The 19,142-nt window shown below is 65.6% G+C and carries 19 protein-coding genes; 6 read left to right on the top strand and 13 right to left on the bottom strand.

Features of this window, described 5'->3' with window-relative positions; translation table 11 throughout:
- Window positions 1-65 precede the first annotated feature (65 nt).
- From odhB to sucD, 3 genes are all read right to left on the bottom strand, one after another.
- Window positions 66-1,280, bottom strand: coding sequence for a 2-oxoglutarate dehydrogenase complex dihydrolipoyllysine-residue succinyltransferase (gene odhB, locus K369_RS06435; RefSeq protein ID WP_036289367.1), 1,215 nt, complete (start codon window positions 1,278-1,280; stop codon window positions 66-68).
- Between the two features lie 2 nt (window positions 1,281-1,282).
- Window positions 1,283-4,333: a 2-oxoglutarate dehydrogenase E1 component gene (locus K369_RS06430; RefSeq protein WP_036289365.1), complete on the bottom strand. Its 3,051-nt coding sequence runs from the start codon at window positions 4,331-4,333 to the stop codon at window positions 1,283-1,285.
- Window positions 4,334-4,468: 135 nt separating this feature from the next.
- Complete coding sequence (gene sucD, locus K369_RS06425) at window positions 4,469-5,353, bottom strand: succinate--CoA ligase subunit alpha (RefSeq protein ID WP_036289364.1); 885 nt, start codon at window positions 5,351-5,353, stop codon at window positions 4,469-4,471.
- A 344-nt stretch (window positions 5,354-5,697) separates the two neighbouring features.
- On the opposite strand from sucD, the gene K369_RS06420 reads away from it, so the two are divergent.
- Window positions 5,698-6,576 carry an alpha/beta fold hydrolase gene (locus K369_RS06420; protein ID WP_036289363.1) on the top strand — a complete coding sequence of 293 codons (879 nt, stop codon included), beginning with the start codon at window positions 5,698-5,700 and terminating at the stop codon, window positions 6,574-6,576.
- Between the two features lie 43 nt (window positions 6,577-6,619).
- Here the strand turns inward: K369_RS06420 and K369_RS06415 are convergent, their stop codons facing one another.
- The 4 genes from K369_RS06415 to K369_RS06400 form a co-directional block, all read right to left on the bottom strand.
- On the bottom strand, window positions 6,620-7,570 hold the full coding sequence (locus K369_RS06415; RefSeq protein WP_036289362.1) for a site-specific tyrosine recombinase XerD: 951 nt from the start codon (window positions 7,568-7,570) through the stop codon (window positions 6,620-6,622).
- 10 nt (window positions 7,571-7,580) lie between these two features.
- Window positions 7,581-7,724: a hypothetical protein gene (locus tag K369_RS06410; RefSeq protein ID WP_036289361.1), complete on the bottom strand. Its 144-nt coding sequence runs from the start codon at window positions 7,722-7,724 to the stop codon at window positions 7,581-7,583.
- 127 nt (window positions 7,725-7,851) lie between these two features.
- Window positions 7,852-8,673 (bottom strand): L,D-transpeptidase, encoded by an 822-nt coding sequence (locus tag K369_RS06405; protein ID WP_036289359.1) that lies wholly within the window; start codon window positions 8,671-8,673, stop codon window positions 7,852-7,854.
- 307 nt (window positions 8,674-8,980) lie between these two features.
- Window positions 8,981-10,087, bottom strand: a complete 1,107-nt coding sequence (locus K369_RS06400; RefSeq protein WP_036289358.1) for an endonuclease/exonuclease/phosphatase family protein — start codon at window positions 10,085-10,087, stop codon at window positions 8,981-8,983.
- Window positions 10,088-10,220: 133 nt separating this feature from the next.
- Here K369_RS06400 and K369_RS06395 point away from each other — a divergent pair, with 133 nt between their 5' ends.
- Entirely contained in the window at window positions 10,221-10,532 is a 312-nt protein-coding gene (locus K369_RS06395; RefSeq protein ID WP_036289357.1) for a putative quinol monooxygenase, read from the top strand.
- 16 nt (window positions 10,533-10,548) lie between these two features.
- Here K369_RS06395 and K369_RS06390 read toward each other — a convergent pair whose 3' ends face one another.
- The 5 genes from K369_RS06390 to ftsY form a co-directional block, all read right to left on the bottom strand.
- Entirely contained in the window at window positions 10,549-10,908 is a 360-nt protein-coding gene (locus tag K369_RS06390) for a VOC family protein (RefSeq protein WP_036289356.1), read from the bottom strand.
- Between the two features lie 72 nt (window positions 10,909-10,980).
- On the bottom strand, window positions 10,981-11,703 hold the full coding sequence (locus tag K369_RS06385) for a thioredoxin domain-containing protein (RefSeq protein WP_245278118.1): 723 nt from the start codon (window positions 11,701-11,703) through the stop codon (window positions 10,981-10,983).
- Between the two features lie 52 nt (window positions 11,704-11,755).
- Window positions 11,756-11,911: a hypothetical protein gene (locus K369_RS06380; protein WP_156967760.1), complete on the bottom strand. Its 156-nt coding sequence runs from the start codon at window positions 11,909-11,911 to the stop codon at window positions 11,756-11,758.
- A gap of 141 nt (window positions 11,912-12,052) precedes the next feature.
- Window positions 12,053-12,661: a septation protein A gene (locus K369_RS06375; RefSeq protein ID WP_036289354.1), complete on the bottom strand. Its 609-nt coding sequence runs from the start codon at window positions 12,659-12,661 to the stop codon at window positions 12,053-12,055.
- Entirely contained in the window at window positions 12,658-13,698 is a 1,041-nt protein-coding gene (gene ftsY / locus K369_RS06370) for a signal recognition particle-docking protein FtsY (RefSeq protein WP_036289353.1), read from the bottom strand. Before ftsY ends, K369_RS06375 begins: the two co-directional genes overlap by 4 nt.
- A gap of 145 nt (window positions 13,699-13,843) precedes the next feature.
- Here ftsY and K369_RS06365 point away from each other — a divergent pair, with 145 nt between their 5' ends.
- Both K369_RS06365 and K369_RS06360 read left to right on the top strand, forming a co-directional pair.
- On the top strand, window positions 13,844-15,925 hold the full coding sequence (locus tag K369_RS06365) for an HWE histidine kinase domain-containing protein (RefSeq protein WP_036289352.1): 2,082 nt from the start codon (window positions 13,844-13,846) through the stop codon (window positions 15,923-15,925).
- Window positions 15,926-16,285, top strand: a complete 360-nt coding sequence (locus tag K369_RS06360; RefSeq protein WP_036289351.1) for a response regulator — start codon at window positions 15,926-15,928, stop codon at window positions 16,283-16,285.
- Between the two features lie 59 nt (window positions 16,286-16,344).
- Here the strand turns inward: K369_RS06360 and K369_RS26235 are convergent, their stop codons facing one another.
- Window positions 16,345-16,485 (bottom strand): hypothetical protein, encoded by a 141-nt coding sequence (locus K369_RS26235; RefSeq protein WP_156967759.1) that lies wholly within the window; start codon window positions 16,483-16,485, stop codon window positions 16,345-16,347.
- 250 nt (window positions 16,486-16,735) lie between these two features.
- Between K369_RS26235 and K369_RS06355 the strand changes: the two genes are divergently transcribed.
- Both K369_RS06355 and K369_RS06350 read left to right on the top strand, forming a co-directional pair.
- Window positions 16,736-18,697, top strand: a complete 1,962-nt coding sequence (locus tag K369_RS06355; protein WP_036289350.1) for an acetoacetate--CoA ligase — start codon at window positions 16,736-16,738, stop codon at window positions 18,695-18,697.
- A 7-nt stretch (window positions 18,698-18,704) separates the two neighbouring features.
- Entirely contained in the window at window positions 18,705-19,091 is a 387-nt protein-coding gene (locus K369_RS06350) for a VOC family protein (RefSeq protein ID WP_051949105.1), read from the top strand.
- Window positions 19,092-19,142: the final 51 nt, after the last annotated feature.

Raw genomic sequence — 19,142 nt, 5'->3', positions numbered from 1 at the left:
GGAGATATCTGTGCATCGGGACGGCGGATTTTGAGGGCGCCGTCCCAGATTTTTTCGCGAAACCGTCACAAATCAAGGACGAGGCGCGACGGGTCCTCGAGCTGCTCCTTGACCCGCACCAGGAAGGTCACGGCCTCCTTGCCGTCGACGATGCGATGGTCATAGGAAAGCGCGAGATACATCATCGGGCGGATCTCGATCTTGCCGGCGATGACGACCGGCCGCTCCTCGATCTTATGCATGCCCAAAATGCCGGATTGCGGCGCATTGAGAATGGGCGTCGACATCAGCGAGCCGTAAATGCCGCCATTGGAGATGGTGAAGGTGCCGCCGGTCAGATCGCCGAGATCGAGCCTTCCCTCGCGCGCCTTCCTGCCGAAATCGCCGATCGCCTTCTCGATCTCGGCGACGCTCATGCGATCGGCGTCGCGCACCACCGGCACGACGAGGCCTTTGTCCGTGCCGACGGCGACGCCGATATGGCAGTAGTGCTTGTAGATGACGTCGGCGCCGTCGATCTCGGCGTTGACGGCCGGCACCTCCTCCAGCGCCTTGCAGCAGGCCTTCACGAAGAAGCCCATGAAGCCGAGCTTCACCTGATGCTTCTTCTCGAACAAATCCTTGTAGCGATTGCGCAGCGCCATCACCGCGGACATGTCGACCTCGTTGAAGGTGGTCAGCATGGCGGCGTTGGATTGCGCTTCCTTGAGGCGCTTGGCGATGGTCTGGCGCAGGCGCGACATGCGCACACGCTCCTCGCGGGCGGCGTCGGCCGGCGGGGCGGCCGGGCGCGGCGCCGGCGGAGCGATCGCCGGCTCGGGAACGGGCGCGGGGCGCGCCGCAAGGGCGAGAACATCGCCCTTCAGCACCTGCCCCTGCTTGCCGGAGCCGATGATTCCCGAAAGATCGACGCCTTGCTCTTTCGCGATCTTGGCGGCGGACGGCGCCGGCGGACGGGCCGGCGCAACGGCGGCGGGCTGCGGAGCGGCGGGCGGCGGCGGCGCGACGATGGGCACGGCGGGAGCCGGACGCGGCGCGGCGGCGGCGCCTTCGGCGATCTGCCCCAGCAACGCGCCGGGCGTGACCGTCTCGCCATCCTTGGCGACGACATCGGTCAGCACGCCGGCGGCGGGGGCGTTCACCTCGAGCGTCACCTTGTCGGTCTCGAGCTCGACCAGCGCCTCATCCGCCGCGACGGCGTCGCCGGGCTTTTTGAACCAGCGGCCGATCGTCGCCTCGCTCACCGACTCGCCCAGGGTCGGAACGCGAATTTCCGTCATGATCACTCCGCCGCGAGAGAAATGCGCGTCGCAAAGGCCTCGTCGAGGAAGGCCCGCAGCTGCGCCTGATGCTTGGACATAGTGCCCGCCGCCGTCGAGGCCGAAGCCGGCCGGCCGATGTAGCGAGCGCGTTTGGACTTGCCGCCGACTTGCGTCAGCACCCATTCCAGATAGGGCTCGACGAAGGACCAGGCGCCCATATTCTTCGGCTCCTCCTGGCACCAGAAGATATCGGCCTGCTTGAAGCGCGACATCATCGTCACCAGCCCCTTCAGCGGGAAGGGATAGAGCTGCTCGACGCGCAGGAGATAGACGTCGTTGACGCCGCGCGACTCGCGCTCCTCCAAGAGATCGTAATAGACCTTGCCGGAGCACAGGATCACGCGCGCGATCTTGTCGTCGGGCGCGAGGCGGAATTTTTCCGAGGGCTGCAATTCCGCATCGTCCGAGATGAAGCGATGGAACATCGTCCCCTCGCCCATCTCCTCGAGCCGCGAGACGCAGCGCTTATGGCGCAGCAGCGACTTCGGCGTCATCAGCACCAGCGGCTTGCGAATGTCGCGATGCAGCTGCCGACGCAGAATGTGGAAGTAGTTCGCCGGCGTCGAGCAATTGGCGACTTGCAGATTATCCTCCGCGCAGAGCTGCAGATAGCGCTCGAGCCGCGCGGAAGAATGCTCCGGCCCCTGCCCCTCATAGCCATGCGGCAGCAGGCAGACGAGGCCGGACATGCGCAGCCATTTGCGCTCGCCGGCGGAGAGGAACTGATCGAAGACCACCTGCGCGCCATTGGCGAAATCGCCGAATTGCGCCTCCCACAGAACCAGCGAGCGCGGCTCGGCGAGCGAATAGCCATATTCGAAGCCGAGCACCGCCTCTTCCGAGAGCATCGAATTGATGACCTCGAACCGCCCCTGCCCGACGCCGACGTGATCGAGCGGCAGATAGCGGGCTTCGTCCTCCTGATCGATCAGCACGGAATGGCGCTGCGAGAATGTGCCGCGCTCGCTGTCCTGGCCGGAGAGGCGGACATTATAGCCTTCCGCCAGCAGCGAGCCGAAGGCCAGCGCCTCCGCCGTCGCCCAATCTATGCCCGCGCCGCTCGAGATCGCCGTGCGGCGCGCGTCGAGAAAGCGCTGAATGGTGCGGTGAATGTGGAAATTCTCGGGAACCGTGGTCAGCTCCACGCCGATGCGGCGCAGGCTCTCCACCGGCACGCCGGTCTTGCCGCGCCGCTCGTCCTCGGAGGATTGATAGCCGGGCTTCACGCCCGCCCAACGCCCGTCGAGCCAGTCGGCCTTATTGGGCTTGTAGGATTGCGAGGCCTCCATCTCCTGCTCGAGGCGCTGGCGCCATTCGTTCTTGACCGCGTCGATCTCCTCGCGCGTCATCAGCCCTTCGGCGATCAGCTTCTCGCTATAGAGCTCGAGCGTCGTCTTATGTGCGCGGATTTTCTTATACATCAGCGGCTGGGTGAAGGCCGGCTCGTCGCCCTCATTATGGCCGAAGCGGCGATAGCACCACATGTCGATGACGACGGGCTTGTGGAACTGCTGCCGAAACTCCGTCGCTATGCGCGCGGCGTAGACGACCGCTTCCGGATCGTCGCCATTCACATGGAAGATCGGCGCCTCGACCATCTTCGCCACATCGGACGGATAGGGCGAGGAGCGCGAGTAGCGCGGATAGGTGGTGAAGCCGATCTGATTATTGATGATGAAATGCACCGAGCCGCCGGTGCGATGGCCCTTGAGCCCGGAGAGGCCGAAGCATTCAGCGACGACGCCCTGGCCGGCGAAGGCCGCGTCGCCATGGATGAGCAGCGGCATCACCTCGCGCCGGTCGGTCTCCGTGCAGCGATATTGATCCTGCTTGGCGCGCGCCTTGCCGAGCACCACGGGATCGACGATCTCGAGATGCGACGGATTGGCGGTCAGCGAGAGATGCACCTTGTTATTGTCGAACTCGCGATCGGACGAAGCGCCGAGATGATATTTGACGTCGCCCGAGCCCTCGACCTCGTCCGGCAAAAAGGAGCCGCCCTTGAACTCGTGGAACAGAGCGCGATGCGGCTTGGCCATCACCTGGCAGAGAATGTTCAGCCGGCCGCGATGCGCCATGCCGAGCACGATCTCCTTGGCGCCGAGCGCGCCGCCGCGCTTGATGATCTGCTCCAGCGCCGGAATGATGGCTTCCGAACCGTCGAGGCCGAAGCGCTTGGTGCCCGTATATTTGACGTCGAGAAATTTCTCGAAGCCTTCCGCCTCGACCAGCTTGCGCAAAATCGCCTTCTTGCCTTCCTCGGTGAAGACGATCTCCTTCTTCGGCCCCTCGATGCGCGCTTGAATCCAGGCCTTCTCCTCTGGATTGGAGATATGCATGAACTCATAGCCGATGGGGCCGCAATAGGTGCGGCGCAGGATCGCCACCATCTCGAAGACGCTGGCGTATTTCATGCCCATCACGCCATCGATGAAGATCTTGCGATCATAATCCTCATCGGTGAAGCCATAGGTCTCTGGATGCAGCTCGCCATGGTCATGGCGCTGCTCGAGGCCGAGCGGATCGAGATTGGCGTGCAAATGGCCGCGCATGCGATAGGCGCGGATCATCATCAGCGCGCGCACGCTGTCCCGCGCGGCGCGCTGAATCTCCTCCGCCGATGGCGCATGATCGGCCGACGCCCCCTTGCCGGCCGCGGACTTGCCATCCGTGGGCTTGCCATCCTTGGACTTGGCGGTCTCGCGCGGCGCCTCGCCGCCCAGAGCCGCGACCAGCTCGTCCGCGGGCGTCGCCGGCCAGCCCGGCCGCGCCCAGGACGGTCCCGCAGCCGCGCCGGCCTGCGCGAGCGCGGCATCGGCGCCGAGGCTCGCGAAATAGTCGCGCCAAGCTGGGCCGACCGAGGAGGGATCGGCCTCATAGGCTGCGAGCAGATGCTCGAGGTATCTCGGGTCGACGCTCTGCAGCAGTCCGTTCTGGGCAGAAGCGTTCCCGCGCGGCGAGGGCTGCTGTTCGCCGCCCGCCGGTCCGCCATTCGTCTCGAGACGCGCCATTCTGTTCAGTCTCCCGAGCGCCGAAACTTCTCGAAGTTGAGCGAAATCATTTTGACAATTCTTTAAAGATTTCGCCCCGCGCTCTTTTTTCGGGGGACGCGCCGGCGATTCGCCGACGCGCATTGTCGCCGAACCTCAGCGGCTCAGCGTTTCGACCAAAGTCTTGCCGAGCCGCGCCGGCGACGGCGAGACCACGATCCCGGCAGATTCCATCGCCGCGATCTTGCTCTCGGCGTCGCCTTTGCCGCCAGAGACGATCGCGCCGGCGTGGCCCATGCGCCGCCCGGGAGGGGCGGTGCGGCCCGCGATGAAGCCGACCATCGGCTTCTTGCGGCCCCGCTTGGCCTCGTCGATCAAGAATTGGGCCGCGTCCTCTTCCGCGGAGCCGCCGATCTCGCCGATCATGATGATGGATTTGGTGGCTTCGTCGGCCAGAAACAACTCTAAGACCTCGATGAAGTCGGTTCCCTTGACCGGATCGCCGCCGATTCCGACAGCGCTGGTCTGGCCGAGACCCTCGCGAGTCGTCTGGAACACGGCCTCATAGGTCAGCGTGCCGGAGCGCGAGACGACGCCGACGGAGCCCTGGCTGAAAATATTGCCGGGCATGATGCCGATCTTGCTCTCGCCCGCGGTGACGACGCCCGGGCAATTGGGGCCGATGAGGCGGGATTTGGAGCCCGACAGCGCGCGCTTGACGCGAATCATGTCGTGGACCGGAACGCCCTCGGTGATGGCGACGATGAGGGGGATCTCGGCATCGATCGCCTCGCAAATGGCGTCGGCCGCGCCCGGCGGCGGCACATAGATGACCGAAGCGTCGGCGCCGGTCTTTTCCCGCGCTTGCGCCACAGTGTCGAAGACGGGAAGGTCGAGATGCGTCGAGCCGCCCTTGCCGGGCGAGACGCCGCCGACCATGAGCGTGCCGTAACGCACCGCCTGCTCCGAGTGGAAAGTGCCGGTCTTGCCGGTAAAGCCTTGACAGATGACCTTGGTGTTCTTGTCGATGAGGACGGACATTCGAGCCCCTGGGGCGTCGGGGCGCAATAGCGCCGCCAGTCTTATTCGGGAAGCGCGCCCGCTCGAAACACGGACGGCGCGACGATCTGCTCGCTCGAAACGAGCTATTTGCCGTTTCGAAGAGCGGTAAAACGCAAATTATTGAGAAACGACGCGCGCATCAAGGCTGACTGGCGCGGAAGCGGGCTCGGCTCCTGCGCGAAATAGCGGCAGAATGCGCAGCCGCCGCCAAGGCGGGAGAATTTCTAGGCGCCGCCCGGGCGGGGGAAGACATTCCGGCGCCGCGGCGCCTATATCCGCGGAAGGCCCGCCGCACAGGCGAGAGGCCAATACCGAGGACGCGGATGGCGGAGCAGAGCGTGCGGCGCGAAAGCCGATTTCTCACTGCGGAGGATGGGCTGCGGCTCCACTATGTCGATTACGCTCCGGCGAGCGACGGCGCGGCCATTCCGGTCGTCTGCCTGGCCGGGCTCACGCGCACGGCATTGGATTTCGACGCTCTGGCGCGAGCGCTGGCCGAGCGCGGACGCCGCGTGCTGGCGCTCGACTATCGCGGCCGCGGCCTCTCCGACTGGGACGAGGACTGGACGCGTTACAGCCTCGATGTCGAGGAGGAAGACATTCTGGCCACGCTCGCGGCGGCCGGCGTCGAAAAAGCGATTTTCGTCGGCACCTCGCGCGGCGGCATTCATGTGATGCGCTTTTCGGCGCGAAGGCCGGAGATTTTGCAGGCCGCGGTCGTCAACGACATCGGCCCGGTGATCGACGCCGGCGGGCTGCGCCGCATAAAGGGCTATGTCGGCCGTCAGCCGGGCTCGGCGACGATGGCCATCGCTCTCGCCGCGCTGAAGCTCATCGCCGGACCGCAATTCACCAGCCTCGGCCAGGCGGAATGGGAGGAATGGGCGCGCACGACCTTCGTCGAGACCGACGGACATCTGCAGCTGCGCTATGATCCCGCGCTCTCGCATACGCTCGACGAGGTGGGGCCGGACAGCGGGCCGATTCTGCTCCACGACGAATGGAAGGCCATGGCCGCCGTGCCGACGCTCGTCATCCGCGGCGGCAATTCCGATCTTCTCTCGGCGGAGACCTTCGCGGCCATGGCCGACGGCCATCCGCTGCTCGAGCGGCTCACCGTGCCGGGGCAAGGCCATGCGCCGCTGCTGCTGGATGAGGGGACGATCCGGGCGATCGGGGATTTCGTGGAGAGAATGGGGTGAGCGAATAGCGAATAGTCGCCCACAGGCGACCGCCCCCTACTCGCTACTCGCTACTCGCCATGTTCAACGGATGCAGGTCGCGCACCATGGCGCGGATGCGCTCGTCCAGCACATGCGTGTAGATCTGCGTCGTCGAAATATCGGCGTGGCCGAGCAATTCCTGCACGACGCGCAAATCCGCGCCATTTTGCAGAAGATGGCTGGCGAAGGCGTGGCGCAGCCCATGCGGGCTGATGTCGCGCGACGGAAGCCCCGCGGCGGCGGCGGCGCTTTTGAGATCGCGCGCAAAGGCCTGGCGCGTGAGATGCCCTTCCGCCGCATCGGACGGAAACAGGAAAGGCGAGGCCGCGAGCCCCGGCGAATGTTTAACGAGCAGCGCGCGATAGGCGTGAAGCGCGGCGCGCGCCTGCTCGGAGAGCGGCACGAGACGCTCTTTCGCGCCCTTGCCGCGCACGGTGACGAAAGGCTCGCGCGCGCGCGCCGCGCTCGCCGGCAGAGAAACCAGCTCCGACACGCGCAGGCCGCTGGCGTAGAGAGTCTCGAGCGCGGCGTGGAGGCGCGCGGCGCGCATACGCTCGCCGAGAGGACGCGACTCGTCGTCTATCCCCTCCCGCGCCGTGTCCAGAAGGCGCGTCACCTCGTCCACCGAGAGAATATCCGGCGCGCTGCGATGGCGACGCGGCCCTTCGAGCGCCGCCGCCGGATCATCGGCGCGACAGCGGTCGACATAGAGGAATTTATGAAACTGCTTCAGCGCCGAGAGCCGCCGCGCGGCGGTCGCGCCGGTCATGCCGCGCGCCTCCAGCGCCGCGAGATAGGCGCGCAGGCCATCCGTGTCGGCGCGCAGCGGATCGGTGCCGGATTTCTTCAAAAATTCGAAATAATCTTCGAGGTCGCGGCGATAGGCGTCGAGCGTGTTGCGCGCGGCGCCGCGCTCGGCGGCCAGCATGTCGAGAAAGGCGGCGATCAGCGGATGGCGCTTGCCGTCGCCCATTCTGAAGGTCTCACTTGTTGAGGCGCTGCGGCGCGATCGTCTGCGTCATCTCGCGCGGCTGCGGCGAGACATAGGCCACGATCGCCAGCATCCCCGCATAGGCGAGAGCCGCGAGCACGCCGACAATGACCAAAAAGCGGATGAGGCTGGGCAAGAATCGGCCCCTTTCGAAGAAAACGAATGGCAGCTATCGCCCGAAGCCGGCTGTTTTGCAACCGTCTGCGCGCCTCGTGAGATAGGCGCGCGACGGCTGTTCCGCCATGGGCGATCGCTCGCCAGAGTCAACGAACCACAACCTTGGTTCCGACATGGACGCGATCATAGAGATCGGCCACATCGTCGTTCATCATGCGAATGCAGCCGGAGGAGACGTTCTGGCCGATCGTGTAGGGCTCGTTGGTGCCGTGGATGCGGTAGAGCGAGGAGCCGAGATACATTGCGCGCGCGCCGAGCGGATTGGCCGGCCCGCCGTCCATATGGCGCGGCAGATCGGGACGACGGGCCAGCATCTCGCCGGGGGGCGTCCAATCCGGCCATTCCGCCTTGCGGGAGATGGTCTTGACGCCGGCCCAGGTGAAGCCCGGACGACCGACGCCTATGCCATAGCGCAGCGCGCGTCCGCCGCCCTGCACGAGATAGAGAAACTTGTTCTCCGAATCGATGACGATCGTGCCGGGACGCTCGGCGCCGGCGTAATCGACCTCGGTGCGGAGAAAGACCGGATCGATCTGGCGCTGGACAATGGCCTCGCCCGCGCCGAGGGCCGCGACGCGACGACCTGCTTGCGGCTGCGGCTGCGGCGTCTGGCCGGTGACGAGCAGCTCGATGAAGCCGCCGCCATAGGCGCCGGGGGCCGCGGAAGGCTCGGCGCGCGCCATCGCCACGCGCGGCTGCGGCGCGACATAGGCGGGAGCCGGCGGCGCGATCGGAGCGGCCGGCGGCGACGGCGCGACATAGGCCGGCTCGGGCGCCGGCTCCTCGGCCGGAAAGAGCCGGCCGGCCTCGCGCTCGCCGATTCCGGTGATGACGCGCGGAGCCGCGGCGGCTGCGCCGACCGAAGACGAAAGAAGAATGGCGAGGAGACAGGAGACTCTTTTGGACATGAAACGCACCGCCCGTCGCGCCGCCCGAGGGCCGGCGCGATCATCTTGCTCTAGACTGCTTCAACGCGTTTCCCACGCCGAACCGGCATCCACTTCGGCTGGAAACGCTCTAGCTGAACCAGGCGAAGAATAAACCCTGAATTTTAATCGTAAATCTGAAGCATTTTTTATGGTTGACGAATAGAAAACGCCCGCGCTCACGCCGGGCGGGAACGAGGCGGCGCCCCTTCGCCCGCAGGCGCGGTCTTACCGGACGAGCGCGCCGAACCGGCGTCGCTCGGCTCCTCAGCTCGAATGACGCAGACCTCTAGACGTCGATCTCGGCGAAGATCGCCGCATGGTCGGAGGCCGCCTCCGAGGCTTTGGTGATCTCGGGGTAATGCGGGAAGAGCGTCCCGTTCTTGCCGCCCCATACGCCCTTGCGGAAAATGCCGCCGCCTTTCGCCGCGGCGAATAGCGCCGGCGACAGAAGAATATAGTCGATCTTGTTGGACGCTGCGCCGGCGGCGAAAGTGCCGGGGCGTCCACCATCGTCGAAGCGTGCGTGCTCGCTGATGTCCTTCAAATCGGTCTGGAGCAGCAGCGGCGCCAGCGGCGCGCCGTCGGGCGTGTCGTTGAAATCGCCGATGACGGCGACATGCTCATCGCTCTTGCGCAGCGCGTCGTAAATCTGCTTCACCCGCGCCGCCTGCCGCTCGCGCTTGGCGTTGGAGGTCGTCTGCGAGCCGAAGCCCTTGCTCTTGAAATGATTGATCAGAAGATGCAGCAAATTGCCCTTGGGCGTGCGGATTTCATAATGCGCGCAATCGCGGCTGAAGATGCGGCCAGTGTTGTCGGCGTCGTCGACATGGCTGTGAATGGCGACGATCTCATAGCCCGCGCGCGCATAGAGGCCGACATCTATGCCGCGATCGTCATTGCCGTCGATCAGCATGGCGTGGGCGTAGGGCTTGCCGCCCTCCCCCTTGATGACATTGTCGTTGAAGCGCACCAGCGCCGGCCGGCTCTCCGCCTCGATGACGCCGAGCACATCGGCGTCGACATCGATGATGACGCGCGCCGTGTTGCGCGTCGCCTCCTCATTCACTTCCTCGCGTTTCAGCTCGACCCAGCCGATCCAATCATTGCGGCCGCCGGCGACGACCTCGATTCCAGTCTTGGCGCGCTTGACGAGATGGCCGCGATTTTGGCGCAGGATCGCGAAAGGCCCGCCATCATCGGATTTCTCGAGCTTCAGCTCGCCGAGCAGCTTGATGATCTTCTTCTTATCGGCGGCCGTATAGACGGGCTTGCCGAGAATGGCGGAGAGCTCGGCCTGCGCCTCCAGCGCCTTCTTGCCCTCGGACCAGCTTTCGCCGTTCAGCGCGTGCGCGCGTAGGAAGAGATTTTCGAGATTATAGGATGCGAGCTTCATGGGTGCGCCCGGAAGAAGGCGAGAAAGCCGTTTCACGCAATGGCCGGCGGCGCCGGCGTCGTGAAGTATAATCACTGCACGACGTTTGTTTCAATGATGCGACAGCGCTTCGCGCGACGAATGGAGGCTTCCTATGCCGCAGAACCGAATTCTGATCGTCGGAACCATTCGCATCCCGCCGGGCGCGCTCGAGCGGGCGCGCCCGGCCATGGCGGCGATGATCCACGCGAGCCGCGCGGAGGCGGGCTGCCTCGCCTATTCCTATGCGGAAGACGTGCTGGAGCCGGGTCTCATCCGCGTGACGGAAATATGGGAGAGCCGCGCGGCGCTGAGCGCGCATTTCGAATCCGCCCATTTGCGCCGATGGCGCGACTCGTGGGAGGCGCTCGGCGTTCACGACCGCCGGCTCGCGGCCTATGAGATCGACGCGGAAGAGCAGGTCTGATCCGCGCCTCTCTCGCTCAGCCGGCGACCGGCTGCGCCAGCGAGAGCTGATAGCCGCTGTCGTCCAGCAAGCCGAACTCGCGCACGCCATAATCCATGGTCGCGATCGGATAGACGATGCGCGCGCGATCCTTCAGCCGTTCCCATAATTCATCGACATTGTCGACGCCGAGATAGATGGCCCCCGTGAGCTGCGGCCCCCGCCATTCGCGATGCGCATTGGGAGAGACGAGCATTATGTCCGCCGCGCCCGAGCGCACACGCGCGAACTCCTCCAATTTGAGCAGGCAGACGAAGCCGAGCTCCTCGACATAGAATTTGACGGAACGGGAAACATCTTCGGTGGCGAGCGAAATGGAAATAGTTCGAATGGTCATGGGAATGTCTCGGCTGGAACGGAGCCGCAATCTGCGAGAGATCGCCCGCAAAGTCGAGAGCGGCGCAACGGTTCAGCCGCAGACCGGCGCGTCGCATTTGCGGCTGGCGGCGATCATGCGCGCCATCGATTTGGGACCGGGATAGCCGAGCACGCCGACCGAGCTCACGGCGAAGGACGGCGAGGCCGCGAAGCCGAGATCGGCGCCGAGCTGGACATGGCGCTTCACCACGCCGCCGATCATCTCCGAATTCGCCGACTCCTCGATCTTGGACGTATCGAGGCCCATGGCTTTGGCGACCGCGAGAGCGGAGATCCCGTCAATGGCGCCGCGATGCGCGAACAGTTGCTTGTGGAACTGATAGGCGCGCTCCGGGCCATAGAGGCGCAGCACCGCCTGCTTCACCCGCGCCGCCAGAAAGGAGCCGAGGCCGAGCATGGCGTTGTCGGCGAGCCCGAGCCGCAGATTCTTGTCCTTGGCGACGAGCGCGTCGAGATCGCCCGCGGCCTTGCGGCAATAGGGGCAATTATAGTCGAAGAACTCGAACACGATTACATCGGCGGTGGCCGGCCCATGCCAGAGCAGGCCGGGAAGATCGGCAGGCGAGACTTCCGAGGACAGACGATAATTGGCGATCGGCTGGCCATCGTCCGCCATGATCGGAAAGAGGCAGTTCTCCTGCGCCCGAGCCGGGCGGAAGACCGCGCCCCCCGCCATTGCGGCGAGCGAGACGAGCAGGACACGGCGGCTGAGCGACGAAAGCAATTCATATTCGGCCATGAGAATGCGCTCCACATCGAGATCGCATCCCGGCTAGCACAGAAAGAAGCGATTTTGGGGTGCGCCTTCAGCCGCACCAGCCGCCGCCGCAGATCACCGAATGGACGGCGCCGGCGCCCGCCGGCGCCGAGGCGACGGCCGCGTCCACATCGAGCAGCGAGAAAGCGGCGCCGATGACGATCGCGGCCACAAGAGCGGCGAAGAGCTGGGCGAACTCGGTCATGTCGGGCTTCCTTCTCGTCGGAACGGCCGCATCGGCGGCGAACGCCATGACAATTAGCGCCGCCGTCCGAGGGCGCCTGTGCGAGACCGCACAAGGCGCGCCGGACGAGAAAGAGAGAAAATTCAGCAGGACGAGATCGCTCTAGAAATGGCTGTCCGGCTCTTCGCCGACGTCCTCCTTCAGCTCGTGGCGCATCATCAGCGGGATTTGCGACAGAGCGTAGAGCAGCGTCAGCGGCAAAATGCCGAAGACCTTGAAGTTCACCCAGACGTCGGTCGGAAAGCCGCGGCGCACGAATTCGTTGAGCGCGGCGAGGAAGAAGAAGAAGAGCGCCCAGCGCCAGGTGAGCTTGCGCCAGCCGGCGTCGTCCAGCCGAAAGGCGGATTCGAACACCGCCGGCAGCAGCAGCTTGCCGAACCAGAGCGCGCCGAGCAGCGCCGAGCCGAACAGAAGATAAAGAATCGTCACCTTCAGCTTGATGAAATTCTCATCCTGCAAGAAGAAGGTCAGGGAGCCGAAGACGAGCACGAAGACCGCTGTGACCATCGGCATGGTCGGCAAATGGCGCGTGATGGAATAGGAGACGGCGAGCGTCGCCACCACGGCGACCATCAGCGCCGCCGTCGCCTGGAAGATGCCGAACTTCTGATTGACGATGAAGAACAGGACCAGCGGCCCCATCTCCAGCGCGAATTTCAGTCCCGGATGAAGGCGCCTCTTGGCGGATGCTGCGGTGGTTTCTTGGGTCATGATTGCTGCTCGCCCGCCTCGGCGTCGGAGTCGAGCCCGGCGATGGCGCGGGCGAAATCGCGCGCGGTGAAGGGCTCGAGATCGTCCGAGCCTTCGCCGACGCCGATGAAGTGAATGGGCAGGCCGTATTTCTCGGCGATGGCCACGAGAATGCCGCCGCGCGCCGTGCCGTCGAGCTTGGTCATCACCAGGCCGGTGACGCCGGCCGTCCGCTCGAAGGCGTCGACCTGGGCGATGGCGTTCTGGCCGACGGTCGCGTCCAGCACCAGCAGCACGGCGTGCGGCGCCTCCGGCTCGGCCTTTTTCATCACGCGGACGATCTTGGCCAGCTCGGCCATCAGCTCGGCGCGGTTCTGCAACCGGCCGGCCGTGTCCATCAGCAGAATGTCGGAATCGCGCTCGCGCGCCGATTTGATGGCGTCGAAGGCGAGGCCGGCGGCGTCGGCGCCCTCTGGCGCATAACATACGGGCGAGTTGAGCCTTTCGCCCCAGATGCGGAGCTGCTCCACGGCGGCGGCGCGGAAAGTGTCGCCGGCGGCGAGCATCACCTTCTTGCCCTCGCCGGTCCATTTGGCGGCGAGCTTGGCGATGGTCGTGGTCTTGCCGGAGCCGTTGACGCCGACGACGAGCACGATGAACGGCTTCTTCGTCTGGTCCAGATCGAAGGGGAGCGCGACGGGCTCGAGCACGCGCTCGACCTCCTCCGCCAGAATGGCGCGCACCTCGTCCGGGCCTATGTCCTTCTCATAGCGCGCGGCGCCGACCTTGCCGGCGATGCGCTGCGCGGCGGCGACGCCCAAATCGGCGCGGATCAGCACATCCTCGAGCTCCTCGAGGGTGAGCGCGTCGAGCTTGCGCTTGCTGAAGAGATCGGAAATCCCCTGGACGATGGCCTGCGAGGAGCGCGATAGCCCCCCGGTCAGCCGCTCCCACCAGGAACGCTTTTTCGGACGATCTGCGCCGGCTTCTTCGGCGGGCGTTCCTCCACGGCCGAACAGCCGCGCGAAGAGTCCCTTTTTTTCTTCGGCTTCGCTCATGGTACCTCGCGGTCGCGGCCGATTGCTACACCAGGGCGCGCCGGAGAGCCAGCGGCGCGTTTCGCCGCGCCGGGGTTGAAGCGGCCGTTCGGCGGCTCGATATGACATGCGGGGGGCTGGCCTCCAACGACCCGGGGTCGTCGCAGTGACAGCCGGCGCAGCCTGGATCGACGTCTCGGAGAGGCGATCCGGCGGACAATTTTTCTTCGGAGACAGCGAGACCGCGGCGGCCATCTCCGCCGCCAATTGGGCGCGGTCGCCGCTCGGCCTGCCGCAGACTTGGCCGAAGCGCCTGCGCGTGGCTCTGGAGATTTGCCTCAACAGCGCCTTCCCCATCGCCATCTTCTGGGGCGCCGATCTCTGCCTGCTCTATAACGACGCCTATCACGGCCTGCTCGCCGACAAGCATCCGCGCGCGCTCGGCCGCCCGGCCCGCGAGGTGTGGCCGGAGATTTGGGACGTCATCGGCCCCATGCTGGAGGGCGCGCTCACCAATGGCGCGCCGACGCGGTCGGAAGATCTGCAGCTCCACATGATCCGCAACGGCCGCCGGGACGAGGGCTATTTCACCTTCTCCTACAGCCCGATTCCCGATGACGATGGCGGCATAGGCGGCGTCTTCTGCCCGGTGGTGGAGACGACCGATCGCGTCATCGGCGAGCGCCGATTGCGCACATTGCGCGATCTCGCCGCGCTGAGCCGGGCCGAGGACGAGGGCGAGGCCTGCCGCCTAGCCGCCAGCGTGCTCGCCGTCAATGGCTATGACCTGCCCTTCTCCGCCATCTATCGCTTCGACCATGAGCGCGGCGAGGCGGAGCTGATGGCGGCGACCGGCGTGCGGCCCGGCGGCCGGGTCGCGCCGAACCGCATACCGCTCGGCGACCCCGATCCGATTCGCGGCGACATTTGGGGCCTGGCCGAGGTCGCGCGGCTGACGCCGGGACGCGTCGCCATTCGCACGATCGACGCGCGCTTCGGCGAGGCGCCTCGAGGGCCATGGTCGGCGGCGGCGGACGAGGCCGTGCTCTTTCCCATCGTGCTGCTCGGCCAGGACCGCGCCGCCGCGGCGCTGATCGCCGCCATAAATCCGTTCAAGCGGCTGGACGCCGCCTATGCCTATTTCCTCGATCGCGTCGCCGCCAAGATCGCCTCCTCCATGACCGACGCCCGCGCCTATGCGGCGGAGCGCGAGCGCGCCGAGGAAATCCGCGTGCGCGAGCTGGCGTTGCAGCGAACGGAGGCCGAGCTGCGCGAGGCGCAGAGGCTCGGCCGCATCGGCAGCTGGCGCTGGAGCGGACGCCACGACGATCGCGGCGGCGCCTCGCCCTATCTCGCACGCATCTTCGGCCTCGACCCCGATGCGCCGCCGCCGAGCTTCGCCGAGCAGAAGGGCCTGCTCTACGCCCCCGCGGATTGGGAGCGGCTCGACGCCGCGACCAGCGAGACCTTGCGCACCGGCGAAGGCTTCGAGCTCGATCTGCCCGCGCATCGCGCCGACGGCGTCGCCATTCATGTCACCATTCGCGGCGAGGCGGTGCGCGACGAGCGCGGCGCCATCGTCGGATTGCGCAGCACGATTCAGGACATCACCGAGCGCAAGCAGGCGCAGGAGCGAGTCGAGCTGCTGCTGCGCGAAGTGACGCATCGCGCCAAAAATCTTCTGACCGTGGTGCGCGCCGTGGCGCGGCAGACGGCGCGACGCGACTCGCCGCTCGCTTTCTCGCAGCGCTTCGATCAGCGCATAGCGGCGCTGGGCGCGAGCCATGATCTATTGGTGCAGAACGAATGGCGCGGCGTCGAGCTGCATGCGCTGGCGCGCTCGCAGCTCGCCCATTTCCGCGATCTGTTCGGCTCGCGCATCTGCGTGGAGGGGCCGACGACAGTGGTGAAGCCGGCGGCGAGCCAGGCCATAGGCATGGCGCTGCACGAGCTCGCCACCAACGCCGGCAAATATGGCGCGCTCTCCAATGACACGGGCGTCGTGCGCATCGCCTTCGGCGTCGTCGGCGACGGCGATGCGCCGCATTTCGAGATGGAGTGGCGCGAGAGCGGCGGCCCGACCGTCGTCGCGCCCAAGCGCCACGGCTTCGGCCATATGGTGATTCTGCAAATGGCCAAACATGCGCTCGGCGGACAGGTGACGCTCGATTATGCGCCGAGCGGCGTCGTCTGGAAGGTGAGCGCGCCGCTCGACAATGTCATCGAGCCCGCGCAAGGAGAGGATTAGATGAAGGGTAACGAGCCGATCCGCATTCTCGTCGTCGAGGACGAGCCGGCCATCGCCGCGGATCTCTGCTTCGTCGTCGAGGAGGTCGGATATGAGATCGGAGGCACGGCGAGCTCGGTGGACGAAGCCTTGAAGCTGCTCGAGGACGCGGACATAGACGGCGTGATCCTCGACGCCAATCTGCGCGGCGCCAGCAGCGCCAGCATCGCCGACGCGCTGAAGGCGCGCAATCTGCCCTTCTTCGTGCTGTCGGGCTATCTGCAGCGGCAATTGCCGGAGCCGCTCTGCGAGGCGCCATTCCTCGGCAAGCCCTATGACCAGGACGAGCTGACTTCGCGCATACGCGCTCTCGGGCGCTAGGAGCGGCGCCCCTCCACGTGAGACCGAGGCGCCCGAAGCCGAGCGCCTCGCGCCAATCGTCAGCGATGGTGATGATGATGATGATGATGATGGTGGTGGTGGTGATGATGCTTGTGGGCGCGCGGATGGGCCGAGGCGGCGAGCGGAGCCATGGCCACGGCGAAACCCAGAGCCAGCGCTGCGATCAACTTCTTCGTCATAATCGATCTCCTCTATGAGGGGGCGTCCTGGGAGGGGGTCCTCGGGACGGCCCGAAACAATGCCGCGGCCAAGATGAATAAATGCCGAACGGACCGCCGCGGCGCCCAACATAGCGGCGCCGAGCCCGAAACCAAAGCTTGTCGCAGCGCCGACCGCCGTCCCAAAATACGCGGGCCGGTCCCCTATCGCGCGCAATCGGGAGCTTCTATGACGAGCGGAGCCCCAATTCCGCGCCCCAAGGATTTATCGATGCCGATCTGGAAGCCCGACCTCGATCGCCAGAAGAACGCCCTTCTCACCCGCTTCGCGCAATCCATCGAGGCGACCAAGCCCTTCGCCGAGAGCTTCGATTATGACGGGCTCTATCGCTGGAGCCTGACCCATTCGCCCGAGTTCTGGTCGGCGATCTGGGACTTTTGCGGCGTCATCGGCGAGAAGGGCGAGCGCGTCCTCATCGACGCGGATAAAATGCCCGGCGCGCGCTGGTTCCCCGACGCGCGGCTGAATTTCGCGGAAAATCTGCTGCGCCCGCGCCCGGCCGAGACCGAGGCCATCGTCTTCTGGGGCGAGGACAAGGTCGAGCGGCGGCTCACCTTCGGCGAGATCGAGCGCCAAGCCGGCGCGCTCGCCGCCTTCTTCCGCGCCCAAGGCGTCGAGCCCGGCGACCGCATCGCCGCCTATATCCACAATGGGCCGGAGGCGATCATCGGCATGCTGGCGGCCGCCTCGCTCGGCGCGGTGTGGTCCTCCTGCGCGCCGGAATTCGGCGTGCAGAGCGTGCTCGATCGCTTCGGCCAGATCGCGCCGCGCATTCTCATCGCGGTGGACGGATATTTCTACAAGGGCAAGACGCTCGACCGCGCCGATAATATTCGCGAGATCGCCAGCAAGCTGCCGACCGTTCAGAAAATCCTCGTCGTTCCCTATACCAGCGCGTCGCCTTCGCTCGACGGCCTCGCCAATGCGCTGCTGCTGCCGCAGGCGATCGCCGCGCATGAGGGCGCGGCGCTGCGCTATGAGCCCCTGCCCTTCGACCATCCGCTCTACATCATGTTCTCCTCCGGCACGACGGGCGCGCCCAAATGCATCGTGCACGGCGCCGGCGGCACGTTGCTGCAGCATTTGAAGGAGCATCGGCTACAGAGCGACATAAAGCCCGGCGACCGCTTCTTCTATGCGACCTCCACTGGCTGGATGATGTGGAACTGGCTGGCGAGCGGCCTCGCCAGCGAGGCGACGCTGCTGCTCTATGACGGATTCTTCAACTCCGGCAAGGATGGCGCGATATTGCTCGACTTCGCCGCCAAGGAGAAGGCCACCTTCTTCGGCACCTCGGCCGGCTATCTGAAGCAGATCGAGAAGCAAGGGCTGAAGCCGCGCGAGAGCCATGGCCTCTCCGCCGTGCGCAGCATCGCCTCCACCGGCTCGCCGCTGCTGCCGGACAGCTTCGATTATGTCTATCGCGACTTCAAGGAAGATGTGCAGCTCGCCTCGATCAGCGGCGGCACCGACATCGTCTCCTGCTTCGTTCTCGGCAACCCGTGGAGCCCGGTCTATCGCGGCGAGATTCAATGCGCAGGCCTCGGCATGTCGGTGCAAGTGTGGGACGACGAGGGCAGGCGCATCACTGGCCATGAGGGCGAGCTCGTCTGCACGCAGCCCTTTCCTTCGATGCCGATCTATTTCTGGAACGACGCCGACGGCGAGAAATATCGCAAGGCTTACTTTTCGGAACATCCGGGCATTTGGCGCCATGGCGATTTCGCCACCGAGACCGAGCACAAGGGATTCCTCATCCATGGCCGCTCGGACGCGACGCTCAATCCGCAGGGCGTTCGCATCGGCACGGCGGATATCTACAATATCGTCGAGCGCCTGCCGGAGATTCTCGAATCTCTCGCCATCGATCAGGAATGGGACGGCACGACGCGCATCGTGCTGTTCGTGAAAACGCGCGAGGGCGCGGAGCTGGACGACGCGCTCGCCGCGCGCATCAAGCGCGAATTGTTCGAGAAAGCCTCGCCGCGCCATGTGCCTTCGGTCATCATAGAGGCGCCCGATCTGCCGCATACGCGCTCCGGCAAGCTCGTCGAGCTCGCGGTGAAGGAGATCGTGCATGGGCGGCCGGTGAAGAATGTCGGCGCTCTGTCCAATCCGGAAGCGCTCGAATTTTTCGCAAATCTTCCGCAGCTTGCGGACAAAGGCCGATAGGACCGTGATGCAGACTTTGGGACGCATCGTCATTCTGGTGAACGACTTTGACGAGGCCGCGAATTTCTATCGGGACAAGCTCGGCCTCGACACGCTCTTCGACGCAGGCGAAGGCGCCCGGCGCTTCCTGCATCTCGGTTTCGGTCAGGGCGGCGTCTGGCTGCTTCTCGCCGATAGCGCCGAAGCGCGCGCGCGAGTCGGAAACCAGACTGGCGGTCAGCCCGTCGGAGTGGTCTACACCGACGACATTCATGGCGATTTTGCACGCCTTGCCGACAAGGGCGTGAAGATCGCGGAAACGGTCCAGAGCGACGAAGGATCGTTCCATTTTCGTTTCCATGACCTCTACGGCAATCAATGGGTGCTCGTGCAATTGGACGCCTCAGCGCGTTGATCGACGGCGCGCGAGCGTCGGATCGTCACGAAAGCGCGCTATCTATTCGCT

The organism is Methylosinus sp. PW1, from assembly GCF_000745215.1.
GTDB lineage: Bacteria > Pseudomonadota > Alphaproteobacteria > Rhizobiales > Beijerinckiaceae > Methylosinus.
This window is presented reverse-complemented; position numbering and strand designations above follow the sequence as displayed.